This is a genomic window from Edaphosphingomonas haloaromaticamans (genome assembly GCF_001853345.1).
GTDB lineage: Bacteria > Pseudomonadota > Alphaproteobacteria > Sphingomonadales > Sphingomonadaceae > Sphingomonas_E > Sphingomonas_E fennica.
Genome location: NZ_MIPT01000001.1, coordinates 1296214 through 1319447, shown reverse-complemented (window position 1 = coordinate 1319447; position 23234 = coordinate 1296214). Strand labels below are relative to the sequence as shown.

The 23234-nt window shown below is 68.9% G+C and carries 19 protein-coding genes, 1 pseudogene and 1 riboswitch; of the genes and pseudogenes, 6 read left to right on the top strand and 14 right to left on the bottom strand.

The genetic code is table 11. From position 1 onward, the window contains the following. Positions 1-2: 2 nt before the first annotated feature. From cobN to BHE75_RS06060, 12 genes are all read right to left on the bottom strand, one after another. Positions 3-3737 carry a cobaltochelatase subunit CobN gene (gene cobN / locus BHE75_RS06115; protein ID WP_070933111.1) on the bottom strand — a complete coding sequence of 1245 codons (3735 nt, stop codon included), beginning with the start codon at positions 3735-3737 and terminating at the stop codon, positions 3-5. Beyond that, a complete protein-coding gene (gene cobW / locus BHE75_RS06110) occupies positions 3737-4771 on the bottom strand; it encodes a cobalamin biosynthesis protein CobW (RefSeq protein ID WP_070933109.1) in 1035 nt (344 codons plus the stop codon). Before cobW ends, cobN begins: the two co-directional genes overlap by 1 nt. Continuing rightward, positions 4768-5826: a HoxN/HupN/NixA family nickel/cobalt transporter gene (locus BHE75_RS06105; protein WP_070933107.1), complete on the bottom strand. Its 1059-nt coding sequence runs from the start codon at positions 5824-5826 to the stop codon at positions 4768-4770. Before BHE75_RS06105 ends, cobW begins: the two co-directional genes overlap by 4 nt. Further along, positions 5823-7325 (bottom strand): PepSY domain-containing protein, encoded by a 1503-nt coding sequence (locus BHE75_RS06100; RefSeq protein ID WP_070933105.1) that lies wholly within the window; start codon positions 7323-7325, stop codon positions 5823-5825. The genes BHE75_RS06105 and BHE75_RS06100 overlap by 4 nt, the downstream gene beginning before the upstream one ends. Before the next feature lie 14 nt (positions 7326-7339). After that, on the bottom strand, positions 7340-9319 hold the full coding sequence (locus BHE75_RS06095; protein ID WP_070933103.1) for a TonB-dependent receptor plug domain-containing protein: 1980 nt from the start codon (positions 9317-9319) through the stop codon (positions 7340-7342). A 173-nt stretch (positions 9320-9492) separates the two neighbouring features. After that, positions 9493-9738, bottom strand: a riboswitch (cobalamin riboswitch). A gap of 101 nt (positions 9739-9839) precedes the next feature. Next, positions 9840-10262, bottom strand: a complete 423-nt coding sequence (locus BHE75_RS06090) for a hypothetical protein (RefSeq protein WP_070933101.1) — start codon at positions 10260-10262, stop codon at positions 9840-9842. After that, positions 10259-11170, bottom strand: coding sequence for a sterol desaturase family protein (locus BHE75_RS06085; protein WP_015459802.1), 912 nt, complete (start codon positions 11168-11170; stop codon positions 10259-10261). The genes BHE75_RS06090 and BHE75_RS06085 overlap by 4 nt, the downstream gene beginning before the upstream one ends. A gap of 24 nt (positions 11171-11194) precedes the next feature. Continuing rightward, entirely contained in the window at positions 11195-11884 is a 690-nt protein-coding gene (locus BHE75_RS06080) for a TetR/AcrR family transcriptional regulator (RefSeq protein ID WP_015459801.1), read from the bottom strand. A 130-nt stretch (positions 11885-12014) separates the two neighbouring features. Then, entirely contained in the window at positions 12015-13202 is a 1188-nt protein-coding gene (locus tag BHE75_RS06075; RefSeq protein ID WP_070933100.1) for a tyrosine-protein phosphatase, read from the bottom strand. Positions 13203-13223: 21 nt separating this feature from the next. Then, positions 13224-14000, bottom strand: coding sequence for an SDR family NAD(P)-dependent oxidoreductase (locus BHE75_RS06070; RefSeq protein WP_070933098.1), 777 nt, complete (start codon positions 13998-14000; stop codon positions 13224-13226). Between the two features lie 145 nt (positions 14001-14145). Beyond that, positions 14146-15198, bottom strand: a complete 1053-nt coding sequence (locus tag BHE75_RS23100) for a metallophosphoesterase family protein (protein ID WP_084652958.1) — start codon at positions 15196-15198, stop codon at positions 14146-14148. 11 nt (positions 15199-15209) lie between these two features. Continuing rightward, positions 15210-17372, bottom strand: coding sequence for a TonB-dependent receptor (locus BHE75_RS06060; protein WP_254684371.1), 2163 nt, complete (start codon positions 17370-17372; stop codon positions 15210-15212). Positions 17373-17568: 196 nt separating this feature from the next. Between BHE75_RS06060 and BHE75_RS06055 the strand changes: the two genes are divergently transcribed. Together BHE75_RS06055 and BHE75_RS06050 are read left to right on the top strand one after the other, a co-directional pair. Then, positions 17569-18204, top strand: coding sequence for a TetR/AcrR family transcriptional regulator (locus tag BHE75_RS06055; RefSeq protein ID WP_070933093.1), 636 nt, complete (start codon positions 17569-17571; stop codon positions 18202-18204). Continuing rightward, positions 18204-18653 (top strand): 3'-5' exoribonuclease, encoded by a 450-nt coding sequence (locus BHE75_RS06050; RefSeq protein ID WP_015459795.1) that lies wholly within the window; start codon positions 18204-18206, stop codon positions 18651-18653. Before BHE75_RS06055 ends, BHE75_RS06050 begins: the two co-directional genes overlap by 1 nt. 89 nt (positions 18654-18742) lie before the next feature. On the opposite strand, the gene BHE75_RS06045 is transcribed toward BHE75_RS06050, so the two are convergent. Further along, positions 18743-19018 (bottom strand): HU family DNA-binding protein, encoded by a 276-nt coding sequence (locus BHE75_RS06045; RefSeq protein ID WP_015459794.1) that lies wholly within the window; start codon positions 19016-19018, stop codon positions 18743-18745. Between the two features lie 199 nt (positions 19019-19217). Between BHE75_RS06045 and BHE75_RS06040 the strand changes: the two genes are divergently transcribed. From BHE75_RS06040 to BHE75_RS06025, 4 genes are read left to right on the top strand one after another with little or no spacing between them, the layout of a single operon-like run. Continuing rightward, positions 19218-20780: a peptide ABC transporter substrate-binding protein gene (locus BHE75_RS06040; RefSeq protein WP_070933091.1), complete on the top strand. Its 1563-nt coding sequence runs from the start codon at positions 19218-19220 to the stop codon at positions 20778-20780. After that, positions 20777-22240, top strand: coding sequence for an ABC transporter substrate-binding protein (locus BHE75_RS06035; protein ID WP_070933090.1), 1464 nt, complete (start codon positions 20777-20779; stop codon positions 22238-22240). The genes BHE75_RS06040 and BHE75_RS06035 overlap by 4 nt, the downstream gene beginning before the upstream one ends. A gap of 60 nt (positions 22241-22300) precedes the next feature. Next, positions 22301-22729, top strand: a complete 429-nt coding sequence (locus BHE75_RS06030) for a DUF4112 domain-containing protein (protein WP_070933088.1) — start codon at positions 22301-22303, stop codon at positions 22727-22729. A 7-nt stretch (positions 22730-22736) separates the two neighbouring features. Continuing rightward, a complete protein-coding gene (locus BHE75_RS06025) occupies positions 22737-22985 on the top strand; it encodes a hypothetical protein (protein WP_070933086.1) in 249 nt (82 codons plus the stop codon). A gap of 4 nt (positions 22986-22989) precedes the next feature. Here the strand turns inward: BHE75_RS06025 and BHE75_RS24395 are convergent. Continuing rightward, positions 22990-23234 (bottom strand): annotated as a pseudogene (locus BHE75_RS24395) (ribonuclease T2 family protein); the annotation flags it as partial.

The following is a 23234-nucleotide window of genomic DNA, read 5'->3' as shown; positions in this document are numbered from 1 at the left end:
CGTCACTCCTGAATTTGCGCCAGCAGCATGGCCGCGCTGTTCGATTTCGGTTTCCACAGGCCGCGATCCAGCGCCTCGGCCAGCCGGGACGCGGTTTCGCGCAGCGCCGCCGGATTGGCTTCCGCCATGAAGGCGCGCACGGCCTCGTCCTCGATGAAGGCGGCATGGACGGCGTCGAAATGATGGTCGCGCACGGCATGGGTGGTCGCGGCGAAGGCGAACAGATAGTCGATCGAGGCCGCGATCTCGAACGCGCCCTTATAGCCGTGCCGCATCACGCCCGCGATCCACTTGGGGTTGGTCAGCCGCGCGCGGACCACGCGGCCGATCTCATCCTCCAGCGTGCGCGTGCGGGGCGTTTCCGGGCGGCTATGGTCATTATGGTAGGATAAGGGCCGGCGGCCGGAAAGATGCTCGACGGCGGCGGCGATGCCGCCTTCGAACTGGTAATAATCGTCGCTGTCGAGCAGGTCGTGCTCGCGATTGTCCTGATTCTGGACGAGGGCATCGGCCTCCGCCAGCCGCGCGGCGAAAAGACCCTGTGCCTCCTCCCCCTCCACGCCGGCGCCATAGGCATGGCCCCCCCAGTCGAGATAGACGGCGGCCAGATCGGCGCGGTCGTGCCACAGCCGTTCGTCGATCATCGCCTGCAGGCCGGCGCCATAGGCCCCCGGCTTCGCGCCGAACACGCGATGGCCGGCGCGGCGCGCGGCGGTGGCCGGGTCCGCTCCCCGGTCGATCAGGGCGGCCGTCTCGGCGCGATGGCGCTGGGCGGCGGGATTATCCTCCGCCGGCTCGTCCAGCCCCATCACCAGCCGGGCGGCGCTGTCGATCAGGTCGATCTGCTCGGGAAAGGCATCGCGGAAGAAGCCCGATATGCGGAAGGTCACGTCCACGCGCGGGCGGCCCAGCTCCGCCAGCGCCATCGCCTCGAACCCGATCACCCGGCCCGATGCCCAGTCCCATTTCGGCCGCACCCCCATCAGCGCCAGCGCCTGGGCGATATCGTCGCCGCCGGTGCGCATATTGGCCGTGCCCCAGGCCGATATCGCCATGGCGCGGGGATATTCGCCCTCGCGCTGCAGATAATCGGCCACCAGCAGCTCGGCGGAACGCCGGCCCAGCTCCCAGGCGGCGGGCGTCGGCACGGCGCGGCTGTCGACCGAATAGAAGTTGCGCCCCGTCGGCAGCACGTCCGGCCGGCCCCGCGTCGGCGCACCGGAAGGCCCCGGCGGCACGAAACGCCCGCCGACCGCCGCCAGCAGCGCCGCCTTCTCGGCCGGCCCGCAGGCATCCACGCGCGGGCCAAGCATGTCCCGCACCTCGCTCAATACCGCGGCCGATGTTCCGCCCGGCGGCAACGCCGCGCCCTCCACCACGGCCACGGCCAGCATCTCCAGCCGCTCCACCGTATCGCCCGCCGTCCGCCACGGGTCGGCCGTCATCTCCTCCAGCAGGCCCGGCCGCGCGCCCGTCCAGCGATCGCCCAGCCGGCAGTCGAGCGGGTCGAAGCCCAGCCCCAGATCGTCCGCCAGCGCGCGGATCAGCGATGCCTGGCCCGGGCGGTCATAACCCCGTGGCCCCCGCGCCAGCGCCACCAGAAGATCGGTGCGCAGCCGCCCCTCCGGCGATCGGGTGAAGATATGCAGCCCGTCGCGGATCTGCATCTCTTTCAGTTCGCACAGATAATTGTCGATCGCGGCCAGCGCGTCCTCGTCGTCGCCCGCCGCGCCGGCATCCACGTCCAGCCCCTGCGATCGGGCAAGGTCGATGATCTCGCCGCGCAGCCGCTCGATCCGGCGCGGGTCCATGCCGGCGGCCAGATAATATTCGTCGACCAGCGCCTCCAGCCGCTTCAGCGGCCCGTGGCTTTCGGCGCGGGTCAGGGGCGGTGTCAGATGGTCGAGGATCACCGCGCCGATCCGCCGCTTCGCCTGCGTGCCCTCGCCCGGATCGTTGACGATGAAGGGGTAGATCTGCGGCACCGGCCCGGCGCACGCCTCGGGAAAGCAGGTTTCGTCCAGCGCCACCGCCTTGCCCGGCAGCCATTCCAGATTGCCATGCTTGCCCACATGCACCAGCACCTGCGCGCCGAAATGGCGATCCAGCCAGGCATGGAAGGCGAAATAGCCGTGCGGCGGCACCAGCGCAGGATCGTGATAGCTGGTCTTGGGATCGATATTATAGCCCCGCGCCGGCTGCACCGCGACCGCGACATTGCCGAAGCGGTGGATCGGCAGCCGGAACGCGCCGTCCCGCACGAAGGGATCGCCTTCGGGCTTCCCCCATCGCCCGGCCACGGCCGCCCGCACCGATTCCGGCAGGCGGGCGAAGGCGGCGGCATAATCCTCCAGGGGCAGCGCCACGTCCCCATTCCCGCCGAGCCCGCNCCTTTCGGGCGAATGGGGGTCGTTCGTCACGCCCGCCAGCATCAGCCGCATCAGCGAGGCGCCATCGGTGGGCGCGTCGCCGATCGCATGGCCGGCCTCGCCCAGTGCCGCCAGGATCGCCGCCGCGCTGGCCGGCGTATCCAGCCCCACGCCATTGCCGATCCGGCCGTCGCGATTGGGATAGTTGGCAAGCACCAGCGCGATCCGCCGCGCGCCCGGCGGCGTCCGCCGGAGCCGCGCCCAATTGGCCGCCAGATCGGCGACGAACGCCGCCCGCCCCGGCGCCACGCGCGGCACCACGATCGCGCATTCGGTGCGCGCGTCGAACCGGGCGGCCGCCTTGAAGGCGATGGCGCGGGTGATGATCCGCCCGTCCACCTCGGGCAGGGCGATGTTCATCGCCAGGTCGCGCGGCCCCAGCCCGCGCGGGCTTTCCGCCCAGGCGCTTTCCTCCACGCCCGCGAACACCGCCTGCAGTATCGGGCAGTCGGCCGCCTCCAGCACGGCGGGCACGCGGGTCTCGCCCGGCGCGGAGGCCGCGAAGGACGTGGTGTTGACGATCACGTCCGGCGCGATCTCCGCCAGCAGCCCGCCCAGCCACTGGACGGCGAAGGGCGCCCGCAGCGCGCGGACATGCACCGGCAGCACGTTCATCCCCCGCGCGGCGAAGGCGGCGATCAGCGCGTCCACCGCCTCCAGCGTGCCGGCGATCAGCAGCGCGCGATAGAAGACAATCATCGCCACCGGCCGCCCCGCCACCCAGCCGGCGCGGATATCGTCCAGCGTCGGCCGCGCGATCCCCGGCGCGTAGAGCCCGGCATCGGCAACCGGCACGGGATCGTCGGCGATGCCCGCATCGATCCCCGCCCCGGCGGCGGCGGCGCGCAGGAAGGCGGTGGCATTGGCCACGCCGCCCTCGCGCAGATATTCGGCCAGCCGGTCCAGCATATCGGGCGCCACGGTGGATGCCGCCGCCAGCGCCGGATCGGGATCGCTGCCGTTGGAAAGCGCCGCGAAGGCGATGCCCCTTTCGCGCGCGACGGCGGCGATCTCGTCGACGCCATAGGGCCAGTAGCTCTTGCCGCCGAGCAGGATGACGCAGACGAACCGCGCCTTCGCGATCACCTTCTCCACATAGAGATCGGCCGAATAGGGATGCCTGAGCTGGAGCAGGTTGGCGAGGCGGATGCGCAGCCCCCCATCCCCCAGCCGCGCTGCCGCCTGGGCGAAGCAGGCCAGCTCGCTGTCCGCCACTGTCAGCACCACGATATCGCCGGGCGACTGATCGAGGTCGATCGCCTCGTCGCCGTTCGATATCGTGCCCGGCGTGGCGGAAAGCAGGTGCATCAGCCGAGCACCCCGGCCAGTCCCGCCTCGATCGCGGCCCGGTCCATCCCCTTCTGGCCGATCACCACCAGTTGCGACGCCCGCGCCTCGCCCGGATGCCATGCCCGGTCGAAATGATGCTGGATGCGCGGCCCCACCGCCTGCACCACCAGCCGCGCCGCCTTGCCGGCCACGGCGATCATGCCCTTCACGCGCAATATGTCGTGCGCGGCGATCAGCGTTCCCAGCCGGTCCGCCAGCGCCGCGGCATCGGCCACGTCGCCGCCGCGCACCACGAAGCTGTCGAAATCGTCATGGTCATGATCCTCCTCGCCGTCATGGTGGGAGGGGCGCGTGTCGAGATCGTCCTCCGCCCCCGCGCCGATGCCCAGCAACACGGCCGCGTCAATCACGCCATGATCGGCGCGCACGATCCTGACACCGGCCCGCGTCTCGCCCGCCAGCGCCGCCTCGATCCCGGCCAGCGCGCCGGTCTCGACGAGATCGCACTTGTTCAGCACCACCATGTCCGCGCAGGCGAGCTGGTCCTCGAACAATTCCTCCAGCGGGCTGTCATGGTCGAGCGATTGGTCCGCCGCGCGCGCCGCCGCCAGCGCCGCCTCGTCGGCGGCGAAGCGGCCGGCCGCCACCGCATCGGCATCGATCAGCGCAATCACGCCGTCCACCGTCGCCCGCGTGCGAATGTCCGGCCACTGGAACGCCTTCACCAGCGGCTTGGGCAGCGCCAGGCCCGATGTCTCGATGATGATATGCTCTGGCGGGTTGGGGCGACTGAGCAGCCTGGTCATCGTCGGCAGGAAATCGTCCGCCACGGTGCAGCAGATGCAGCCATTGGCCAGCTCAACGATATCCTCTTCCGGGCAGGTCGCGTCGTTGCAGCCCTTCACCAGATCGCCGTCGACGCCGACATCGCCGAACTCGTTGATGATAAGCGCCAGCCGCCGGCCCCCGGCATTGGCGATCAAGTGGCGGATCAGCGTGGTCTTGCCCGCGCCCAGAAAGCCGGTGATGACGGTGGTGGGTATCCTGTTCATGCCTGCGTCTCCGGCAAGGGGGTGGGGATCGCCTGCGCCTCGATCGCGTCGAAGCCCTTCCAGCGATAGATGATCGCGCTCAGGCCCCAGCAGGCCACGAACAGGCCGATGATGAGGAAACCGAGCATGTTGAATTGTTCGGAAAGCGCCGCGGCCCCCGCCCAGGGTGCGCCGGTCAGTCCGAATTTCTCGGAAAGCAGCGCCGCCGTCTGGATGCCGCCGATCACCAGCGCGACCAACGCCGAAACCAGCGTGATCGTCATGTTGTAGTAAAGCTTGCGGATCGGCTTCACGAACGCCCATTCATAGGCGCCCAGCATGATCGCCCCGTCGGCGGTGTCGATCAGCGCCATGCCGACCGCGAACAGCACCGGCAGCACCAGCACCGTGCCCAGCGATATGCCGTCCGCCGCATGCGCGCCGGAAAGGCCCAGTATCGCCACCTCGGTCGCGGTATCGAACCCCAGCCCGAACAGGAAGCCCAGCGGCGCCATGTGCCAGCTCTTGCGGACGAGGCGGAACAGCGGGCGGAATATCCGCGCCAGCAGGCCGCGTCCGGCCAGCAGCATGTCGAGGTCCTCCTCCACATAGGCGCCACCGTTCCGCACCTGGCGGAACCGCTCCCACACGCTGCGCAGGATCACCAGGTTCATGATCGCGATGGCGAACAGAAAGCCCGCCGATATGATCGTGGCGATCACGCCCCCGGTCTCGCCCAGCGCCTCGAAATCGGCAAGCGTGCTGGCGGCGATCGCGATGGCGGTCGCCGCGATCAGCACGATCGCCGAATGGCCGATCGCGAACCACAGGCCCACCGCCACCGGCCGCTGCCCGTCCTGCATCAGCTTGCGGGTCACATTGTCGATCGCAGCGATATGATCGGCATCCACGGCATGGCGCAGGCCCAAACTGTAGGCGAGGAAGGCGGTGCCCAGCATCACCGAATTGCCGGCGAACACCGCCCAGGCCCAGATCCAGGCGGCGATGTTGGCGGCGATCAGCCCCGCGAACAGCAGGGTGATCCGCCGCCGGATGGGCGGGGAGGCGTTGGTCATGGCGTTGCTCCCTCGATGGCGATGATGCGTGCGCCGCGCTGGCGGCGCCTGCGGTTGCGGACCCTGCGGAAATCGCGGCCCACCGCGCGGAAGCCCATCCACGTCCCCGTGGCGCAGACGAGGGTGACGGCCGCCAGCAGCGGCAGCACCACGATGTCGCGGATCGGGCGGAGGCGCAGCGCCGGCAGATCCAGGCTGTGGAGGCCGTCCATCAGCCAGCGGAAGGCCCGGCCGTTGCCGTCGAAGGCCCGGATCAGCCGGCCGGTGGCGGGATCGATGTAGAGCCGCGTCCGCTCGGCATCGTCCAGCACCGCCCGCCACACCGGCAGCGTCACCGGATATTTGTGGGCGTAATAATAATCGTCCTCGCCGCGCATCAGCTCCAGCGCGGCCACCGGCGGCCCGTTCGCCAGCGCGGCCGCCAGCTCGTCCCGGGCCAGCGGCGCCGGCCGGCCGTCGCCGCCCAGCCGGATGCGGCGGCCATCGGCGAAGACGGCAGCAAGGTAAGTCCGTCCGCCAAGCGGCGCCGACTCCAACCGCACCGTGCCCGGCGGCAGGGCGGGCAGCCGGCCGATCGCGGCGGCCACATCGCCCCAGCGCATCAGCCCGGCCAGCCGCTCGCGCTCGGCAAATCCCGCCTCGCTCTCCAGGAAGCCCCAGGGGTTCATCGAAAGCAGCCCGCTCGTCACCCAGCTCAGCGTCAGCAGGCCGAAGAACAGGCCCGCCATGTGATGCCACCACCAGAGCCCGCGATAAGGCGATGCGATCCGGCCCCGCCGGTTGCGGCGCAGGCGGGCGATGCCCACCCACAAGCCCGTCACGGTCAGGAAACAGCCGGTGAAGGCGCTCCAGATCACCATCTGGGACCAGAGCGCCCCGTCCTGCCGCAGCAGTGTCGGGTAGAGCCAGTGCGGCACCGCCCCCAGCCAGCCCCAGAAGCGCTCGGCCCGGCTGGTCTGCTGCACCACCTCGCCCGATGCGGCCACATAGGCGGTGGCGCCGCCGGCATAATCGATGCGGTGCATCGGCTGGTGGCGGCGGAAGGTCTGCACCGTCCACTGGTCCATGCCCGTGGGCACCGCCGCCAGCGCATCCCCGCCGATGCCGTAATGGCGGCCGAAGGACCGGCCCACCGCCAGCGCCTCCGCTTCGGAAAGGCCATCGATCGGCCGGCCGGTCGCAAGGTCGATACTGGCCGGCATCGCCCGCATCTGCGCGATCGGCCGGCCGGGATCGATGGCGGGCGTGGCGCGCAGCACCGCCCGGCCCGCCATCATCTCCACCCGTGCGGCGGAAAGCGGCATGTCCGCCGGCAGTCCGGCATGGGCCAGCGTCGCCGCCGGCAGGTTCAGGGGGGCCAGCCCCCTGATCTGCTCGTCGGGCATCAGTCGGGGATAGTCCCAATAGAGCATGACGAAGCCGGACAGGCACCAGATCGTCATCACCAGCCCCACCGCCACGCCCAGCCAGCGGTGGAGGAACAGGATGGGTCGCAGCATCGCGCCCTCCCCGCTCAGAAGCTCAGGCCATAGCTTGCCCGCAGCGTGCGGGGCACGCCGCGCACGCCGTAGAGGAAGCGGCCGCTGCCATCGTCGCGCGGTGCCGTGCGATAGCCGCTCGTCGCATATTCCCTGTCGAACAGATTCTCGATGTTGATGCCCACGCGATGCCGGCGGGCGTCGCCGTCCGGGTAGAAATGCAGGCCGATGTCGACCAGCGCGTAATTGCCGTAGTTGCGGCGGCCGAAGCCCGGCAGCGTCGACCAGGCATCCCCCACCCAGTTCACGGTGACGTTGGCGCCGAACGGCAGCCCGGCCGGCGCATAGGCGATGGCGCCACTGGCGAACTGCTTGGGCGTCCGATCGCGCTGCCGGTCTGACCCGGCATCGCGCGACCGGGTATAGCTGTAGCTGGCGCTCAGCTGCCAGCCGTCGCCCAGCGCCGCGGCCGCCTGCGCATCCACGCCGCGCACCTTCACCCGCCCGTCGGAATTCATGAAGATGCCGTCGGGATAGGCCGGGTCGTCGTAGCTCACGTCGATCAGATTATCGATCCGCCGCGCGAACAGGCCCGCCTGCCAGCTGACCGCGCCGCCCGCGAACGGCAGCTTGCCGCCCAGCGTTGCGTTGACGTTCAGGCTCTCCTCGGGTGCCAGGTTGGGGTTACCCTTCTCGCAACAGGGATCGATCTGGTAGAGCTGCGAGGCATCGGGCAGCAGGAAGGATGTGCCCCCCACGCCTTCGACATAGAGATTGTCGCTGATGTCGAACCGGCCGGTGACGTTCCACACCGTCTTCTTCGCCCCGCCGGTCTCGTTGTAGCGCAGGCCCGCCGCCAGCCGCGCGCGGCGCGAAAGATCGTCCGTCGTGCGCACCTGGAAGATTCCGGCATGCACATTCTCGCGCGTCTTGCCGATCAGCAGCACATCGTCGCGGCCGTTGAACTTCTGGTAATCATAGCCGACCAGATATTCGAGGCCGCGATGCGGCCGCAGCTTCACCAGCGCGCTGGCGCCGTAATCGCGATATCCCCAGAAGGTGCCGGGCGGGAAGATGGTGATCGGCTCGCCCGTCGCCAGATCGTTGCGGATCTGCACATAGGCGGTCTTCCAGTCGTGATAATAGCCCTTCAGGAAGAACTGGATCGCATCGCTGCCGGTATAGTCCAGCCGGACGCTGGCGATCTCCTCGTTGCGATCGTTGCGGCTCTCGCGCACCAGCGTGGCGTTGGCGTTGTCAAGGTTCGCTTCGGTGTGCTGATATTGCAGGTTCAGGGCGATATCGCCGCCGAAATCATATTGATATTTGCCGCCAACGGACCAGACGTCATAGCCGCGCCTGCGGTCGGTGGCGCTGGGCTCCATCTCGGTGAACGGGCGATATCCCTCCGCCCGGTTGTGCGATGCATAGGCCACGAACCGGTGCCGGCCGATGCTGCCCCGCACATAGCCGTCCAGGCTGGTGCCCGCCCGGCTGTCGACGCTGCCGTTGGCCTGGCCGTTGAAGTCGTCGGTGAACGATCGGGTGACGACGTTGATCACGCCCGCCGCCGCCTGCGTGCCGTAGAACAGGCTCTCTCCGCCCTTCAGCACCTCCACCCGCTCGATCATGCTGGCGGGCAGCGTGTCGTTGGGCGATGTGCCGCCATAAAGCCGGTTGTTGATGCGGATGCCGTCGACGGTCCACAGCACGTCCTTGGTCCGCGATCCCTGCAAGGCCAGGTCGACATAGCTGAACGGCCCGCTCGCCGGGCGGATATAGAGGCCGGGCACGGATTGCAGCGCGGTCGCCACGTCCATGGCCCCGCTGTCGCGCACCTGCCGCTCGGTGACGACCCCGATCGCGCTGCCGTAGCGCGCAATCTCCTGCGGCAGGGTCTGCTCCAGCCCCGCGCCGGTGACGATGATGTCCTCCATATCCCCGGCGTGGGCGATCTGGCTGGAACAGGCGATGACGGCGGCAAGCGCCGCCCTGGAAACGAATTGGGAATACATTCGGGCAAGACCCCGTCCGGCGTCAGCGAACCTGACGGGAGCGTCCGCGTGAACGGCCGGCGCGCATGGCCGGCGGACGCCATTGGCGCCGGGCACGCGAACCGGTGCGGCCCCCGCCGCACGTGCGTCGCTCAGACGGAGTTCCGTGCCACGGCCAGCCCCTGGGCCACAGCAAGAGCGACCAGACGCCGGCAGGTCTCCTGGCTCGCGGGTCATCGCTTGATGCACGGCCTTCCCAGGCCTCGCATGATTTAGCGTCCGGCCCAGTGGCTGCCCGCCCCGGTCATCGGGGGCAGGCGATATGCATCGCGCTCGCCGCTTACAGTTGCAGGGACAGCCGCGGATTTGGGCAGCCGAGGCCGCCCGCACCGCATTCCCTATTAAGCCCCTCTCGGGGCACCGGCGCGATCATGAAGGCATCGTTTCGGATGCCTTCGCGCAGTTCCTTAGGAAAATATGAGGGAATGTCCAACCCTTTTCGGGTGGAGGGGAAGCGCTCCGGGCGCCGCCCCTTGCCCGTTCAGTTCCAGGCGTTCCACACCAGCGCCAGGAAGCCGGCACCGAAGGCGAGGTTCAGGATCGGCAGCCCCTTGAGCGCCTCCCGCGATTCCGGCCTGGCGAAGCGGCGGGCGACCATGCTGGGCGTCCACAGCAGCCACAGCTCGGCCGTGGCGACGGTGATCAGCGCGGCGATGCCCGCCCAATAGCCGTAATCGGCCATCACCATGTCACGCGCGCTGAGCGGCGCCACCGGCACCGCGCCGGTCATCATCAGGCCCACCGTCATCGGCACGGCCAGCACCAGCGGCAGCAGCAGCGCGGGATGGGCGATGAAGCCGGCCAGCCGGCTGCCCTCCAGCGCCGGCACCGAAAGGCGCAAACTCGCCAGCAGCGCGAAAAAGGCGATGACGGCCGCAATCGTCCAGGCGTCCGGCGGCGTCATTCCGCCGCCTCCAGCCCGGCCGCCGGCCGCATGCCCTTGCCCGGCCCGTCCGCCTCGAAGGTCTTGCCCGGCTTGCCGAACAGCACGTTCAGCCTGGTCCGCCAATCCGGCGCGGCGCGGAAATCGCGGGCGAGGTAGCGGAATTCATGCAGCAGGATCGTGCCGGGATTGTTCGAATTCACCGGCCGCGTCAGGCCGTAGACGGGCGGCGTATGATCTTCCAGCCGCTGATAGGTGCCGAACACATGGTCCCAGATGTTCAGAAGCCCGCCATAGTTGCGATCGATGTAGAGCGGGTTGCTGGCATGGTGCACGGCATGGTTGCTGGGCGTGCAGAACAGCCATTCGAACCAGGGCGCGAACCGGCCGACCCGCTCGGTATGGCAGAGCGACTGGAAGGCCGGCGCGCTCATCGCGATCAGCACCAGCACCAGCGGGTTGAAGCCCAGCAGCGCCAGCGGCCCCCAGGCGATGAAGCGATACACGGTCGAAAAGGGCGTGTGCCGCAGGTTGACGGTGAAGTCGTAGATCTCGGCCGAATGGTGGATCGAATGGTCCGCCCACAGGATGCGCACCTCATGGCCGATGCGGTGGAACCAGTAATAGCCGAATTCGCCGACGAGGAAGTAGATGGGCAGCGTCCACAGCTCCACCGGCACGCGCAGCGGCGTGATGTTGTAGAGCATGAACATTCCCGCGATCAGCAGCCCGTTCAGGATCACCGCCTCCAGGAGCGGGCCGAAGGGGAACAGCACGATATTGGCCAGCCCCTCGCCGCCCAGCGGCCGCTTGCCCTCGCGCCAGCGCAGGAAAATCTCCGATATCACGAAGAACAGCAGGAATATGCCCGCCCCCGTGCCATATATGGTGATGGCCTTCGCCACCGTCGTCGCCAGATCGCCTTCCATCCCTCTAACCCGCCTTCTTCTCGCTTATGCCGGTTGGTCCCCTGATGGCGCCGCCGTCATGGCGGTGATCGCATCGATCAGTCGCGCCACCTGATAATCGTAGAAATCGTCGAAATGCCCCGGCCGCTCGACCATCCCGATCATCGTGCGGATGGGTTCGCGCACGCGGGGGTCGATCTCCTCCACCGCCTCCGGCGCGATCCGATATCGCGCCGCGCGGTTGTGCAGTTCCAGGTTGATCCCACTCATGATGACGCCCCACACCCACAGCACGGCGCGGGAAAGCGCATCGCCCTCCAGCCCCAGCCGCCGGAGCGCCTCGACCAGCACCAGCGTGCGATCCAGCCACGCGATCGATGCCTGGCCGCCCTCCCAGGTCAGCATGGTGATGAGGGGAGGATGGTTGAGGAAGAAGGCGCGCACCGCGTGGCACCAGGCTGCGATCGCCTCGGCGGGCGTCGCATCCTCCGCCACCGGGATCACCAGCCCCTTCAGCACATGCTCGGTCAGCGCCTGCAGCAGATCGTTGCTGCTGCCGAAATAGGTGTAGATCGCCATCGGCGTCACGCCCAGCTCACGGGCCAGCGCGTTGAGCGAGAAGGGCGCGTCGGGTTGCCGCTCCATCAACTCGACCGCCGCGGCGAGGATCGCCTCGCGCGAATGCCGGGGCCGCCGCCCCCTGCGCGCATCGCCCTTCAAAGGCTGCGCCGTCATGGAATCATCGCCCGGATCATCTTTTCTCTATGCCATATATTATACGGCATACAAGATGATCCGGGATCACGAAAACGGCCATCCGACTGTTAATCGGATGGCCGTTTCGGGAAAGTCCGGCGGGATCAGATCAGGAAGGAAGGCCGGTAAGGTAACGCGCCTTCAGCGCCGCCACATCGGCGTCGCTCAGGCCCAGGCCGTTCTTCACATAAGCGTCGAACGAACCATAAGCCCGCTCCACCTCGTCGAACGCCGCCTGGAGATATTCGGGCCGCACGCCCAGCACCGGCTCCAGCTTCGCCCGATCGAGCCCGCCGGGCAGCGGCCCCGCCCCGGCCGCCTTGGCCAGCATGGCATAGGTCGCCTCATTCTTGGCGCGCAGATAATCGTTGCTGGCGAGATAATCGGCCATCACCGTCTCGCGCGGCACGCCGAGCAGGGTCAGGATCACCGCCGTCGCCCAGCCGGTGCGGTCCTTGCCGGCGGTGCAGTGGTAGAGCGTGGGGCCGGCCTCCGGCGCCTCCAGTTTCTCCAGCAACGCGCGGTAGGATGTCCGCGCGCTATCCAGCGACACGAAATCGCGATTGGCCGCCACCAGCATCTCGGCGCCCTTGCCGGCGGCGATCGCCTCGCCCGCCTTGCGCATGTCGCCGCCCAGCGTGCCCTTGCTGTCCGCCGCCACGTCCAGCACGATCGGCTCGGCGCCCGCCGGCAGGCGATCGGGCTCGCGCTGGCGCTCGCTCACGGTGCGCAGGTCGGCCACCAGGCGGATGCCGAGGCCGCCCTCCCCCATCGCCGCCAGATCGGCATCGCTCAACCTGTCGAGCTGGTCCGATCGGTAGATCAGCCCCATCTTCACCCAGCGGCCGTCGGCGGTGCGATAACCGCCTATGTCGCGCAGATTATGGGCCGTCGGCAGATGCAGCCCGCGATCGGCCACCACCAGCGGCGCGCCCTGATCGGGCACCAGCGCGAAGAACCAGCGCCGCCCCGGCTCGAGCCCGGAAACGCGCAGGTCGCCGTCCGCCCCGCCCTGCCCCACGGCCCTGTCGCGCGGGATCGCCGCCGGATCGTGCCCGGCATAGACGGTCACCTTGCCGGCCCCCGGCGCCGTCCAGCGCAGGTGATAGCCCCCATCCTCCTGCACCACGGCGGCGACGGTGAAGGGAATGACGCCGCTCTGCCGCTGGTCGGCGACGGCCGCCGGCCGCTCCGCCGCCGTGCCCGCGCAACCCGCGAGCGCCGGCAGCGCCGCCGCCAGCGCCAGCGCGATCGCCGCGCGGAATGCCCCCGCGCGCCTCGCCTGCTGATCCGTCATTCCCCTCTCCTCTTGCTTATTTCACACCCGCTGGGATGAGATATTGCCGCCGTCCACGACGATTTCGGCCGCCGTGACATAGCTTGCCTCGTCCGAAAGCAGGAAGCGCACGACGCGGCCGATCTCCTCCGGCTGGCCGACCCGGTCGAGCAGGATGCGGTTTTCGAACCAGCGTTCGGGCAGCGCATCGAGCGCCGGCTGCATCATCGGCGTGCGGATCTGCCCCGGCGAAACCGAATTGACGCGGATGCCGTCCCGCGCCAGCCGATCGGCCATCGACCGGACGAGCGAGAGGATGCCGCCCTTGGCCGCGCTGTAGATCGGGTTCATGGCATTGCCGAGCGTGGCGTTGATCGATGCGATCGCCACGATGGCCGATCCCGGTTGCGCCTTCAGATCGGCATGGATGGCCTGGGTGATGAAGGCCAGCGACCGCAGATGGATGGCGATGCCCTCGTCCCAGCTCTGCTGCGTCAGCCCGTCGATCGACGCGGTGTCGACCACGCCGGCGGCGTGCACCAGCCCCCCCGGCGCGCCGATGGCGGCGCGGCTGGCGTCCAGCGCCGGGCCGATGGCGCCCAGATCGCGCAGGTCGGCGGCGACCCCGATGGCGGCGACGCCATGGGCGGCGGTGATGGCGGCGGCGGCATCGACCGCCTTAGCGCCGTTGATGTCCCACAGGGCCACGGGGCGGCCCACGGCGGCCAGCGCCTGGGCGCAGGCGAGCCCGATGCCGGATGCGCCGCCGGTCACGATCACGGGGCTGGCGGGGGATCCCAGCGCGGGTGCAAGCGTCATTCAGTCATTCCTTCCAATTGCATGTCCTTTCATGGGTCGGCCGGTCCCCTTTTCTCCGGCGATGATGGCGGAGCCGGCGGGGCCTGTCGCGGGGGAAGGGGCGGATTTCATGGCCCTGATCCACCCGCCGGCCCTATCGCGATAGTCAGGGATTTGCGGGCGCCGCCTCGGCGGGAGCGGCCGCCCTGGCCGGCCCCTGCTTGTCGAAGAAGCCGTCCAGCCGGATGTTGACGATCCGGGGCTCCCCCTCCGCCACGGAAATCCACATCACATGATCCACCACGGCGGGATCGTCCCCGGCGGCGCCCGGCATGCCGCCGGTGGTGCCGAGCTGGATGTAGTCGCGGCCGTCGCGCCGGTCATAGGCATATTTGTGATAATGGCCGGCCAGCACCGTATAGGGCCGGTCCTTCAGCATCGCCTCGATCTCCCGGAAGGCGGGCGAATCCACCTTCCACGCGGGGCGGTGCATCAGCACGAAGGTCCAGCGCGGCTTCGGGTTCCGCGCCAGCGCCTCGCGCACCATCTTCACCTGATCGGCGCTGAACGCCACATTCTCCGATCCCTGGACCTTCTCCGCCAGCTCGGCCAGCGTGGGATCGCTGGCGAAAAGCCTGCGGGCCTCCGCGGGATCGCCCTGCAGCGCGTGGAACACCTTGCCCATCGCCTCCGCGCCATATTGCTGGAACAGCTTCAGCCGCGCGATCTTCGGCTGGGGCGGGTCCTCGGTATTCAGCACCAGGAACAGGGCGCCCTTGTAGGTGAAGCTGTAATAATCCGCGCCCAGCCGGCGCCGCCAGTCGGCGCGCATCACCTCGTTGGTCAGATCATGGTTGCCCGGCACGTAGAAGAAGGGGATGCCGAGCCGGCCGGTCGCCGCCTGCATCTCCGCCCATTCCGTGTCGATCTGGGCCTGATCCTCGGTATTGCCCTCGATCAGGTCGCCGATGTTGATCACGAAATCGGGGCGCAGCCTGTCCACCTCGGCCAGCGCGCCCTCGAACACGCCGGGCCGGTGCTTGCCGGTGCGATCGCCCACCACGACGAAGCGGAACTCGCCCGCGCCGCCGCCGAACGGGCGCTCGGTCCGCGCCACCTTGGCCGGACCGGGGCGATAATCCGCCGCCGGCCCCGCCGCGATCGAGACACCGGCGATCGAAAGCGCCGCCAGCCCCGCGAGAATGCGTGCATATCCCATCGCTATCCTCCTCAGAATTCGAAGCTGAGGTCGACGCCATAGGTGCGCGGTTCGCCGAACAGCGCGCCGGGGCGGCCGATGTTGAACTGCATCACATAATATTCCTTGTCGGTGAGGTTGCGGCCCCACAGGCCGATCCGCGCGCCCTTCACCCCCGGAATGTCGGAAAGCGTCAGCCGCGCGTTCAGCAGGCCATAGTCGCCGACGATATATTTGCCGTTGTCGATGGTGGCGTTGGTGAACTTGTCGCTCTGCATCGTGTAGTTCACGTTGGCCGAAAGCATGCCGATCGGCAGCGGCGGCAGATCGTAGCGCAGATCGGCCGCCAGCGTGTGCCTGGGCGCGTTGGTGAAGCGGTAGATATCGGAAATGTCATCGCCCGCCGCGTTGATGATCTCATCATATTTCGCGTCGAGATAGCCGTAATTCACCGTCACGCGCAGCGCGCGCACCGGCTGCAGGGTGATGTCCGCCTCGATGCCCTTCACCGTCGCCTTGCCGGCATTCAGCACGTCGGTGATGCGGACGTTGGTCGGGTCCGACTGGACGTTGATCTGGATGTCTTTGTATTTCGAAACGAAGCCCGCGATGTTGAGGCGCAGCCGGTTGTCGAGGAACTGGCCCTTCAGCCCGGCCTCGTAGGACCAGAGCGTTTCCGATCCGAAGCCGTCGTCGAACCGCGTGATCGAGCTGGCGCGGATGTTGTAGCCGCCGCTCTTATATCCCTTCACCGCCTTGGCGTAGACGTTCACGCCCTCGGCCGCGTCATAGGCGATCACGAAGCTCGGGCTGAAATCCTTGAACTTGCGGTCGCCGTCGCCCACGCCGGGGATGGGCGTGATCGGGCCGTCGTTCACCTGTGTTTGGCGCGTCAGCGTCGCGGCGCGCTGGTCCCAGCTCTGCCGGGCGCCCACGGTCAGGTGCAGCTTCCGGTCCAGCCATTCGGGCGTGAAGGTCGCCTGGCCGAACAGGGCGTAGGATTCATTGTCGATCGTCGCGCGGGTGAAGCTGCGCGTCAGCGTCGGCGGGCTGTAGCTGTTGCTGAAATTGCTGCCGCTTTCGGAGAAATAATAGAATCCGGCCACATATTCGAGGCCGCCGTCCAGCGCGTCGCCCACCAGTTGCAGCTCCTCGCTCCACTGGTCCTGCCTGGCGCGGCTCTGATTCTTCTGGAGGGGGAACGGCCCCAGCGCGCCGGTGAGGTAATCCTGGTTCTGGAAGTTATCGAGCTTGCGATAGCCGGTGATCGAACGCACCGTCAGCGCGTCGGATGCCTCCCATTCGGCGATCAGGCTGTGTCCCTGCGAGGTCACGTCATTGGGCAGCAGATCGCGCACCGCCGGGCTGCCCTCCTTCGGCCGCGGCACCGTCAGCGGGTGGAAGGGCGAAAGCGCGACATAGACGGGCGTGTCGTCGATCTGCGAACGATCATAGCTGTAGCGCAGGCTGATCGCATCGGTCGCTTCCCACAGCACGTCCGCGCGCATCGCCCAGCGATCCTTGTCGCCCCAGCGCTTCACGCCGGTGCCCGGATTGCGGATGAAGCCGTCCTGCTGGATGTTGGCGTAGGAAAGCCGCGCCGCCAGCCGATCGCCGATCGGCACGTTCACCGATCCCTTGAAGCGGCGATTGTCATAATTGCCCAGCGTCACCTGCCCCTTGAAGCCGAAGCTGCCGAGGTCGGGCTTGCGGGTGATGAAGTTGATCGCGCCGCCGGTGGCGTTGCGGCCGTAGAGCGTGCCCTGCGGCCCGCGCAGCACCTCCACGCGCTCCAGCTCGGCCACTTCCAGCGCCTGCCCCTGGCTGCGCGCGACATAGACGCCGTCCATATAGACGGCCACGCCGCCATCCTGGGTGATCTGGTCGTCGCTCAGCCCCACGCCGCGCATGAAGATCTGGGTGGTCGCCGCGCTGTTGGGATGGGGGGTGAGCTGGAGGTTGGGCACGTTGGCGCGCAGATCGACCAGGCCGGTGATCTGCTTGCTCTCCAGATCCCGCGCGGTGAAGGCCGCGATCGAGATCGGCGTGTCCTGGAGCGATTCCTCCCGCTTCTGCGCGGTGACGACGATATCCTCCACGCCGTCGGCCGGCGCCTCCTGCGCCATGGCCGGCGCCCAGGCCGCCGATGCCATCAGGGCGCACAGGCTGGACCGGATAAGCATTTGACAGAACATGTATTCCTCCCCCTTGGAGCTGGATTTCGCGATGCCGGCGGATGATTCCGCTTCCCTTCATGCGCCAGCTTTTCTACCTACACGTAGGTAGAATTGAAAGCCCCTAGAGGCGCTGAATGACGATCGCGCTACGGCCATCCTTCTTTCGGGCGGCCGCCATTGCGCCGGGCCGGGCACGGGGCCTAAAGGCGGGAACATGAAATCGATCAGGGAACCGGTCCGGCAGGCGCGCGGGGATGCCACCCGGCAATCGATCCTCGATGCGGCCGAGGTCGTCTTCGCCGAACAGGGCTATGCCGCCGCCCGGCTGGAGGATGTGGCGCTGGCCGTCGGCATCAGGCGCCCGTCGATCGTCTATCATTTCCCCGGCAAGCAGGAGCTTTATGACGCGGTGGAGGCGGATATCTTCGCCTCGATGCACGCTTATGTCGTCGCCCACACCGCCGGCGTCACCGATCCGATGGCGCGGCTGCTCGCGCTTCTCGATGCCTGGCTGGATTTCATGGTCGCGCGGCCCACCGCCGCCCGGATCATCCAGCGCCTGATCGCCGATGTCGGCCCGCGCGCCGGCAATCCGATCGAATTTTCCGAAACGGCGCTGCGCGATATCGAGGCGATCGTCGCCGCGGGCGTCGAGGCCGGCCATTTCCGCCCCGTCCCGGCGATGATGATCCTGAACGGCGTCGCCGCCGGCGCGATCTTCTATGTCTGCAACGCCCGGTTGCTGGGCGAAGGCCGCACCTACGATCCGGCCGATCCGGCGGAGCTTGCCCGCTTCCGCGCGCTAATCCACACCCTCGCCCGTGCCGCCGTCACCAGCGGGGCGGGCTGATGCGCTATTTCCTCGATACCGAATTCAACGGCTTCGGCGGCGCGCTGATCAGCATCGGCCTCGTCCCCGAATATGGCGACCAGGAATATTATGCCGTCCTGCCGCTGCCGGAGGAGGTGCACCCCTGGGTGGCCCGCAACGTCGTGCCCTATCTGGACAGCGTGCCGCAGGCGCTTGCCAACCATGTCGACGCGGCCACCGCCGCGCACGAGGTCGCGGCCTTCCTGGCGGGCGATCGCGATCCGCTGATCGTCGCCGACTGGCCGGAGGATATCGCGCTCTTCTGCCGCCTGCTGCTCACCGGCCCGGCGGAGATCGTCGATGTCGGCAGCCTCGGCTTCGAATTCCGCCGCAGCCCCGGCTTTTCGACCGCGATGAACAGCCGCGTGCCGCACAATGCGCTGCATGATGCCCGCGCGCTCAGGGATTTCGTGCTCGGCCACGAATAAGCCGGCCGGTCCTCCCCGATAAAAAGGCCACGATAAAAAAAGGGCGCCCCGATCGGGACGCCCCTTTCTGCTTCAGCCGTTAAGGCCGCTCAGGCGTTCAGCGCGTCGCGCAGCGCCTTCGCCGGCTGGAAGCCAAGCTTCTTCGAAGCGGCGATCTTCATCGTCTCGCCGGTGCGCGGGTTGCGGCCTTCGCGCTCCGGACGGGCCTGAACCTTGAACTTGCCGAAGCCCGGCAGCGACACTTCCTCGCCGGCGACAGCCGCATCGGTGATCGCCTGCAGGACCTGATCGACGATCGCCTTGGCCTGCGCCTTGGTCAGGCCCTGGGTCTTGGCGATGCCGTCGGCGAGATCGGTGCTGTTCATGATGTTCCTTTCTGCTGAATCCTGTCGCTCCGCTGCCCGAGTTTTTCGTGGATGTCATCCCCCCAAGTGCTGAATTTTCGCGGTTACGGGGCACTTTGGCCCACTCTTGATGGCAATGGTCGCGTTAACCTTCATTTTCGGGGGGCGGATGGCCTTCATGAAGGGGCGCGATTGGGCTAGTCCGGATGGGGTGACGGGATTGTCTGATCGGTGCGGCCGGCTGGCCTGGAGGTTCGCGGCCGTGGCGCTGCTGGCCCTGCCGCTGGCCTGCGGATCGCCGCGCAAGGCAGGCACGCCGCCCCCGGCCGACACCATCGTCCGCCTTTCCGATACCGAGGCGAAAAGCGTCGATCCGCACAAGGCGTCCGAACTGTCCTCGGTCCGCGTCGCCGCCGATCTGTTCGAAGGGCTTACCCGATTCGATGCCGCGGGCCAGCCCGAACCCGGCCTCGCCACCGGCTGGACGACATCGGCGGACGGCCTGGTCTGGCGCTTCCCGCTGCGCCCCGGCCTGCGTTTCTCCGACGGGGAACCGATCACGCCCGCCACCTTCGCGGCCGTCCACGCCCGCCTCGTCGATCCGCGCACGGCATCGCCCAACGCCCCGCTCTTCGCCGCCATCGCCGATGTCGCGGGCGAAGGGCGCACGGTCGTCATCCGCCTGCGCCACCCGTTCGCCGCGCTGCCCGCCCTGCTCGCCCATCCCGCCATGGCGGCGCTGCCCGTGCATCGCATCGCGGCGCTGGGCGATGGCTGGACGGCGGAACGGCCGCTCGTCACCTCCGGCGCCTATCGGATGACGGCATGGACGCTCAACGATGCGATGCGGCTGGAAGCCAATCCCGCTTGGCATGATGCCCCGCCGCCGATCCGCGCGGCCGAATGGCGGCCCGTGCCCGATCGGCTCACCGCGCTCCGCATGTTCCGGGCCGGCGCGGCCGATACCACCGCCGATTTCCCCTCCACCCGGCTGGACTGGATTCGCCGCGAGCTGCCGGGCGCCGCCCATGTCGCCCCCTATAACGGCAGCTATTATTTCGCCTTCAACCTCCGCCACCCGCCCTTCGACGACATCCGCGTCCGCCGCGCGCTCAACCTCGCGGTCGACCGCCGCTGGATCGCCGGCCCCCTGATGGCGATCGGCACGCCGCCGGCCTGGGGCGTCGTGCCCGCCGGGATCGATGGCCTGCCCGCTTATCATCCGGCCTGGGCGGACTGGCCGAAGGAACGGCGCATGGCCGCCGCGGCCGCGCTTCTGGCCGAAGCCGGCTATGGCCCGCGCCGCCCGCTGATCTTCGACATCCGCTTCAACAGCGATGCCGATCATCGCCGCGTCGCCATCGCGCTCGCCGCGATGTGGCGCCCGTTGGGGGTGGAGGCGCGGCTGCTCAACAGCGAGGCGACGCTCCATTTCTCGGCGATGCGGCGCGGCGATTTCACCCTCGCCCGCTCGGGCTGGATCGCCGATCTCGCCGCGCCCGAGAATTTTCTGGCCGTCCATCGATCCGATGCCGGGCCGATCAACTATTCCGGCTATGCCAATCCGCGCTACGATGCCGCTTATGACGCCGCCATCGCCGAACCCGATCCCGCCCGCCGCGCCCGCGCGATGCGGGCGGCCGAGGCCGTGTTGGTGGCGGACACGCCGGTGCTGCCGATCTATTTCTACGTCAGCCGCGCGCTGGTGGCGCCGCGCGTCGCCGGCTGGCGGGACAATCCGGCCAATGTGCATCCCACCCGCATGCTGGGGCTGAAGCGATGACAGCGCGCCTGCTTCCCGCCATCCTGCTTTTCGCGCTCGCGGCCTGTTCCGGCCGGGGGGGCGATGACGGCCCGATCGACGTCAGCGTCATCGGCGCGGAACCCGTGATCGTCGATCCCAACCAGAAGCCGCTTGCCGATGCCGATGCCGTGCTGGTCGGCGCGACGGCGCAGGGCCTGATCCGCTTCGACGGCACCGGCCAGATCGAGCCCGCCGCCGCGATCCGCTGGGACGTTTCGGACGACGGCCTCTATTACACCTTCCGCATCGACGATGCCGCCGGGATCAAGGCCGAGGACGTCGCCCGCCGCCTGCGCGTCGCCATCGCCCGGCCCAGCCGCAACCCGCTGAAGCCCGTGCTGGGCGCGATCGACGAGGTCGTCGCCGTCACGCCGGAAGTCGTCGAGATTCGCCTGGCCGCGCCGCGCCCCACCCTGCTCCAGCTCCTCGCCCAGCCGGAAATGGGGCTGATCCTGTCGCGGTCGCGCGGCGGCAGCGGCCCGCTTGCGATCGACGGGCGCGGCGCGGGCACGATCCTCCTCCGCCCCGCCGGGGCCGAGCAGGCCGGGGAGGAAGACGAGGAGGAGGACGCCGCCGATCGCGAGCGCATCCGGCTGCGCGGCGAACGCGCGGCGCTCGCGGTCGCCCGTTTCCAGGCCGGCGGCGCCCAGCCCGTCCTCGGCGGCCGCTATCAGGACCTCGCCGTCGCCCGCGCCGCCGGCCTTCCCGCCAATATCCTGCGCTTCGATCCCGTCGCCGGCCTGTTCGGATTGCAGATCGTCGAGGCCAGGGGCTTCCTCGCCACGCCGGAAATGCGCGGTGCGCTGTCGATGGCGGTCGACCGCGACCGGCTGGTCAACGCCTTCGCGGTCAAGGGCTGGCGCAGCGCGCTGACCCTGGTGCCGGGCGGCATCGCCGATCTTCCCGCCCCCACCGCGCCGGGCTGGGCGGATATACCGCTCGCCGGACGCCGCATCCTCGCCGCCGGCGCGGTCGGCGCCTGGCGCCAGCAGAATGGCGGCGCCGCCCCCCGCGTCCGCGTCGCCTTGCCGCCGGGACCGGGCTCGCGCCTGCTCTTCTCGCTGATCCGCGCCGACTGGCGGGCGATCGGGGTGGAGGCGGAGATGGTCGGCATGAAGGACGATGCCGATCTCCGGCTGGTGGACAGGGTGGCGCCCGCCGACAGCGGCTCCTGGTATCTGCGCGAATTTGCCTGCGATCGCGCGGCGCTCTGCAGCGAGGAGGCGGACCGGCTGATGGATGCCGCGCGCAAGGTGCCGGCGCTGGCCGAGCGCAACCTGACGCTGGCGGATGCCGATGCGCGGCTGGCGCGGGTGGTGCCGTTCATCCCGCTGGCCATGCCGCTGCGCTGGTCGCTGGTGGCGCCCGCGCTCGTCCAGTTCCAGGAAAATGCGCGCGGGGTCCATCCGCTCAACCATCTCCGCCCGGATCGCCGCTGAAAGGCCGCCGGGATGGAATCCCGGCCCCGCCCCCCTACATGCGTGGGACAGGAGAATTTGATGGCCATATCCCCGCCCCGTTTCGATGATGTCGCCGCGCTTGCCGGCATGGGCCGCGATCCCGCATCCGTGCGCGCCCGGATCGAGGCGATGGAGGCGCTGCTGGAACGGATCATCGTCATCCCCAGCGTCCGCCAGCCGGTGGGCCTCGATTTCATCGTCGGCCTCGTTCCGGTGGTGGGCGATGTCATCACCGCGATGATGGGCGCGTGGATCGTGTGGGAAGCGCGCAACCTCGGCATGTCTAAGTTCCAGCTCGCGCGGATGGCCGCCAATGTCGGCGTGGATACGCTGCTGGGCGCGGTGCCGATGGTCGGCGATGCGTTCGACTTCTTCTATCGTTCCAACAGCCGCAACCTGAAGATCATCAAGCGCCACCTGGAAAAGCATCATCCGGGCACCGTCACGATCGATATGCCCCGGCGCTGACCCGGCCATGGCGGATCGCCCCCACAGCGCCCCGCCGGATTCCGAAGGGCAGGCGCCGTGGGATCATGTCGTCCGCATGTGGGATCTCGCGGTCGCCCGGCAGGCGTCAGCGGTCGAAGGCGCGCTCTACGAAGCGGATGTCGAGGCCGATGGCGGCCCCGCCTGCATCGCCGGCCGCTGGACGGAAATCTACCGCCGCACCGATGACGGCTGGCGGATGCTGTCGGTAGGCGGCGGGCCGGACAGGAAGCGCTGAAAGCCTATCTGCCGCCGCCCCGCCAGATCCTGACGGTTTCCTTCGGCTTGGCCCCCTGCTCGGACGCGCGGCACCTCTTGGGCTTCAGGCCCATGTCCAGGCACAGCCGCACCTCGTCCAGCCAGCCGCCGCGCGTGGTGGCGATCCGCCACATCGATGCGTCGGTGCCGCGATTGGCGGCTGCCAGCGCCTCGGCCAGCTTGCGGGCGTTGAGCCCCGGCTGCCGCGAAAGCGCCGCCATGTCGGGGA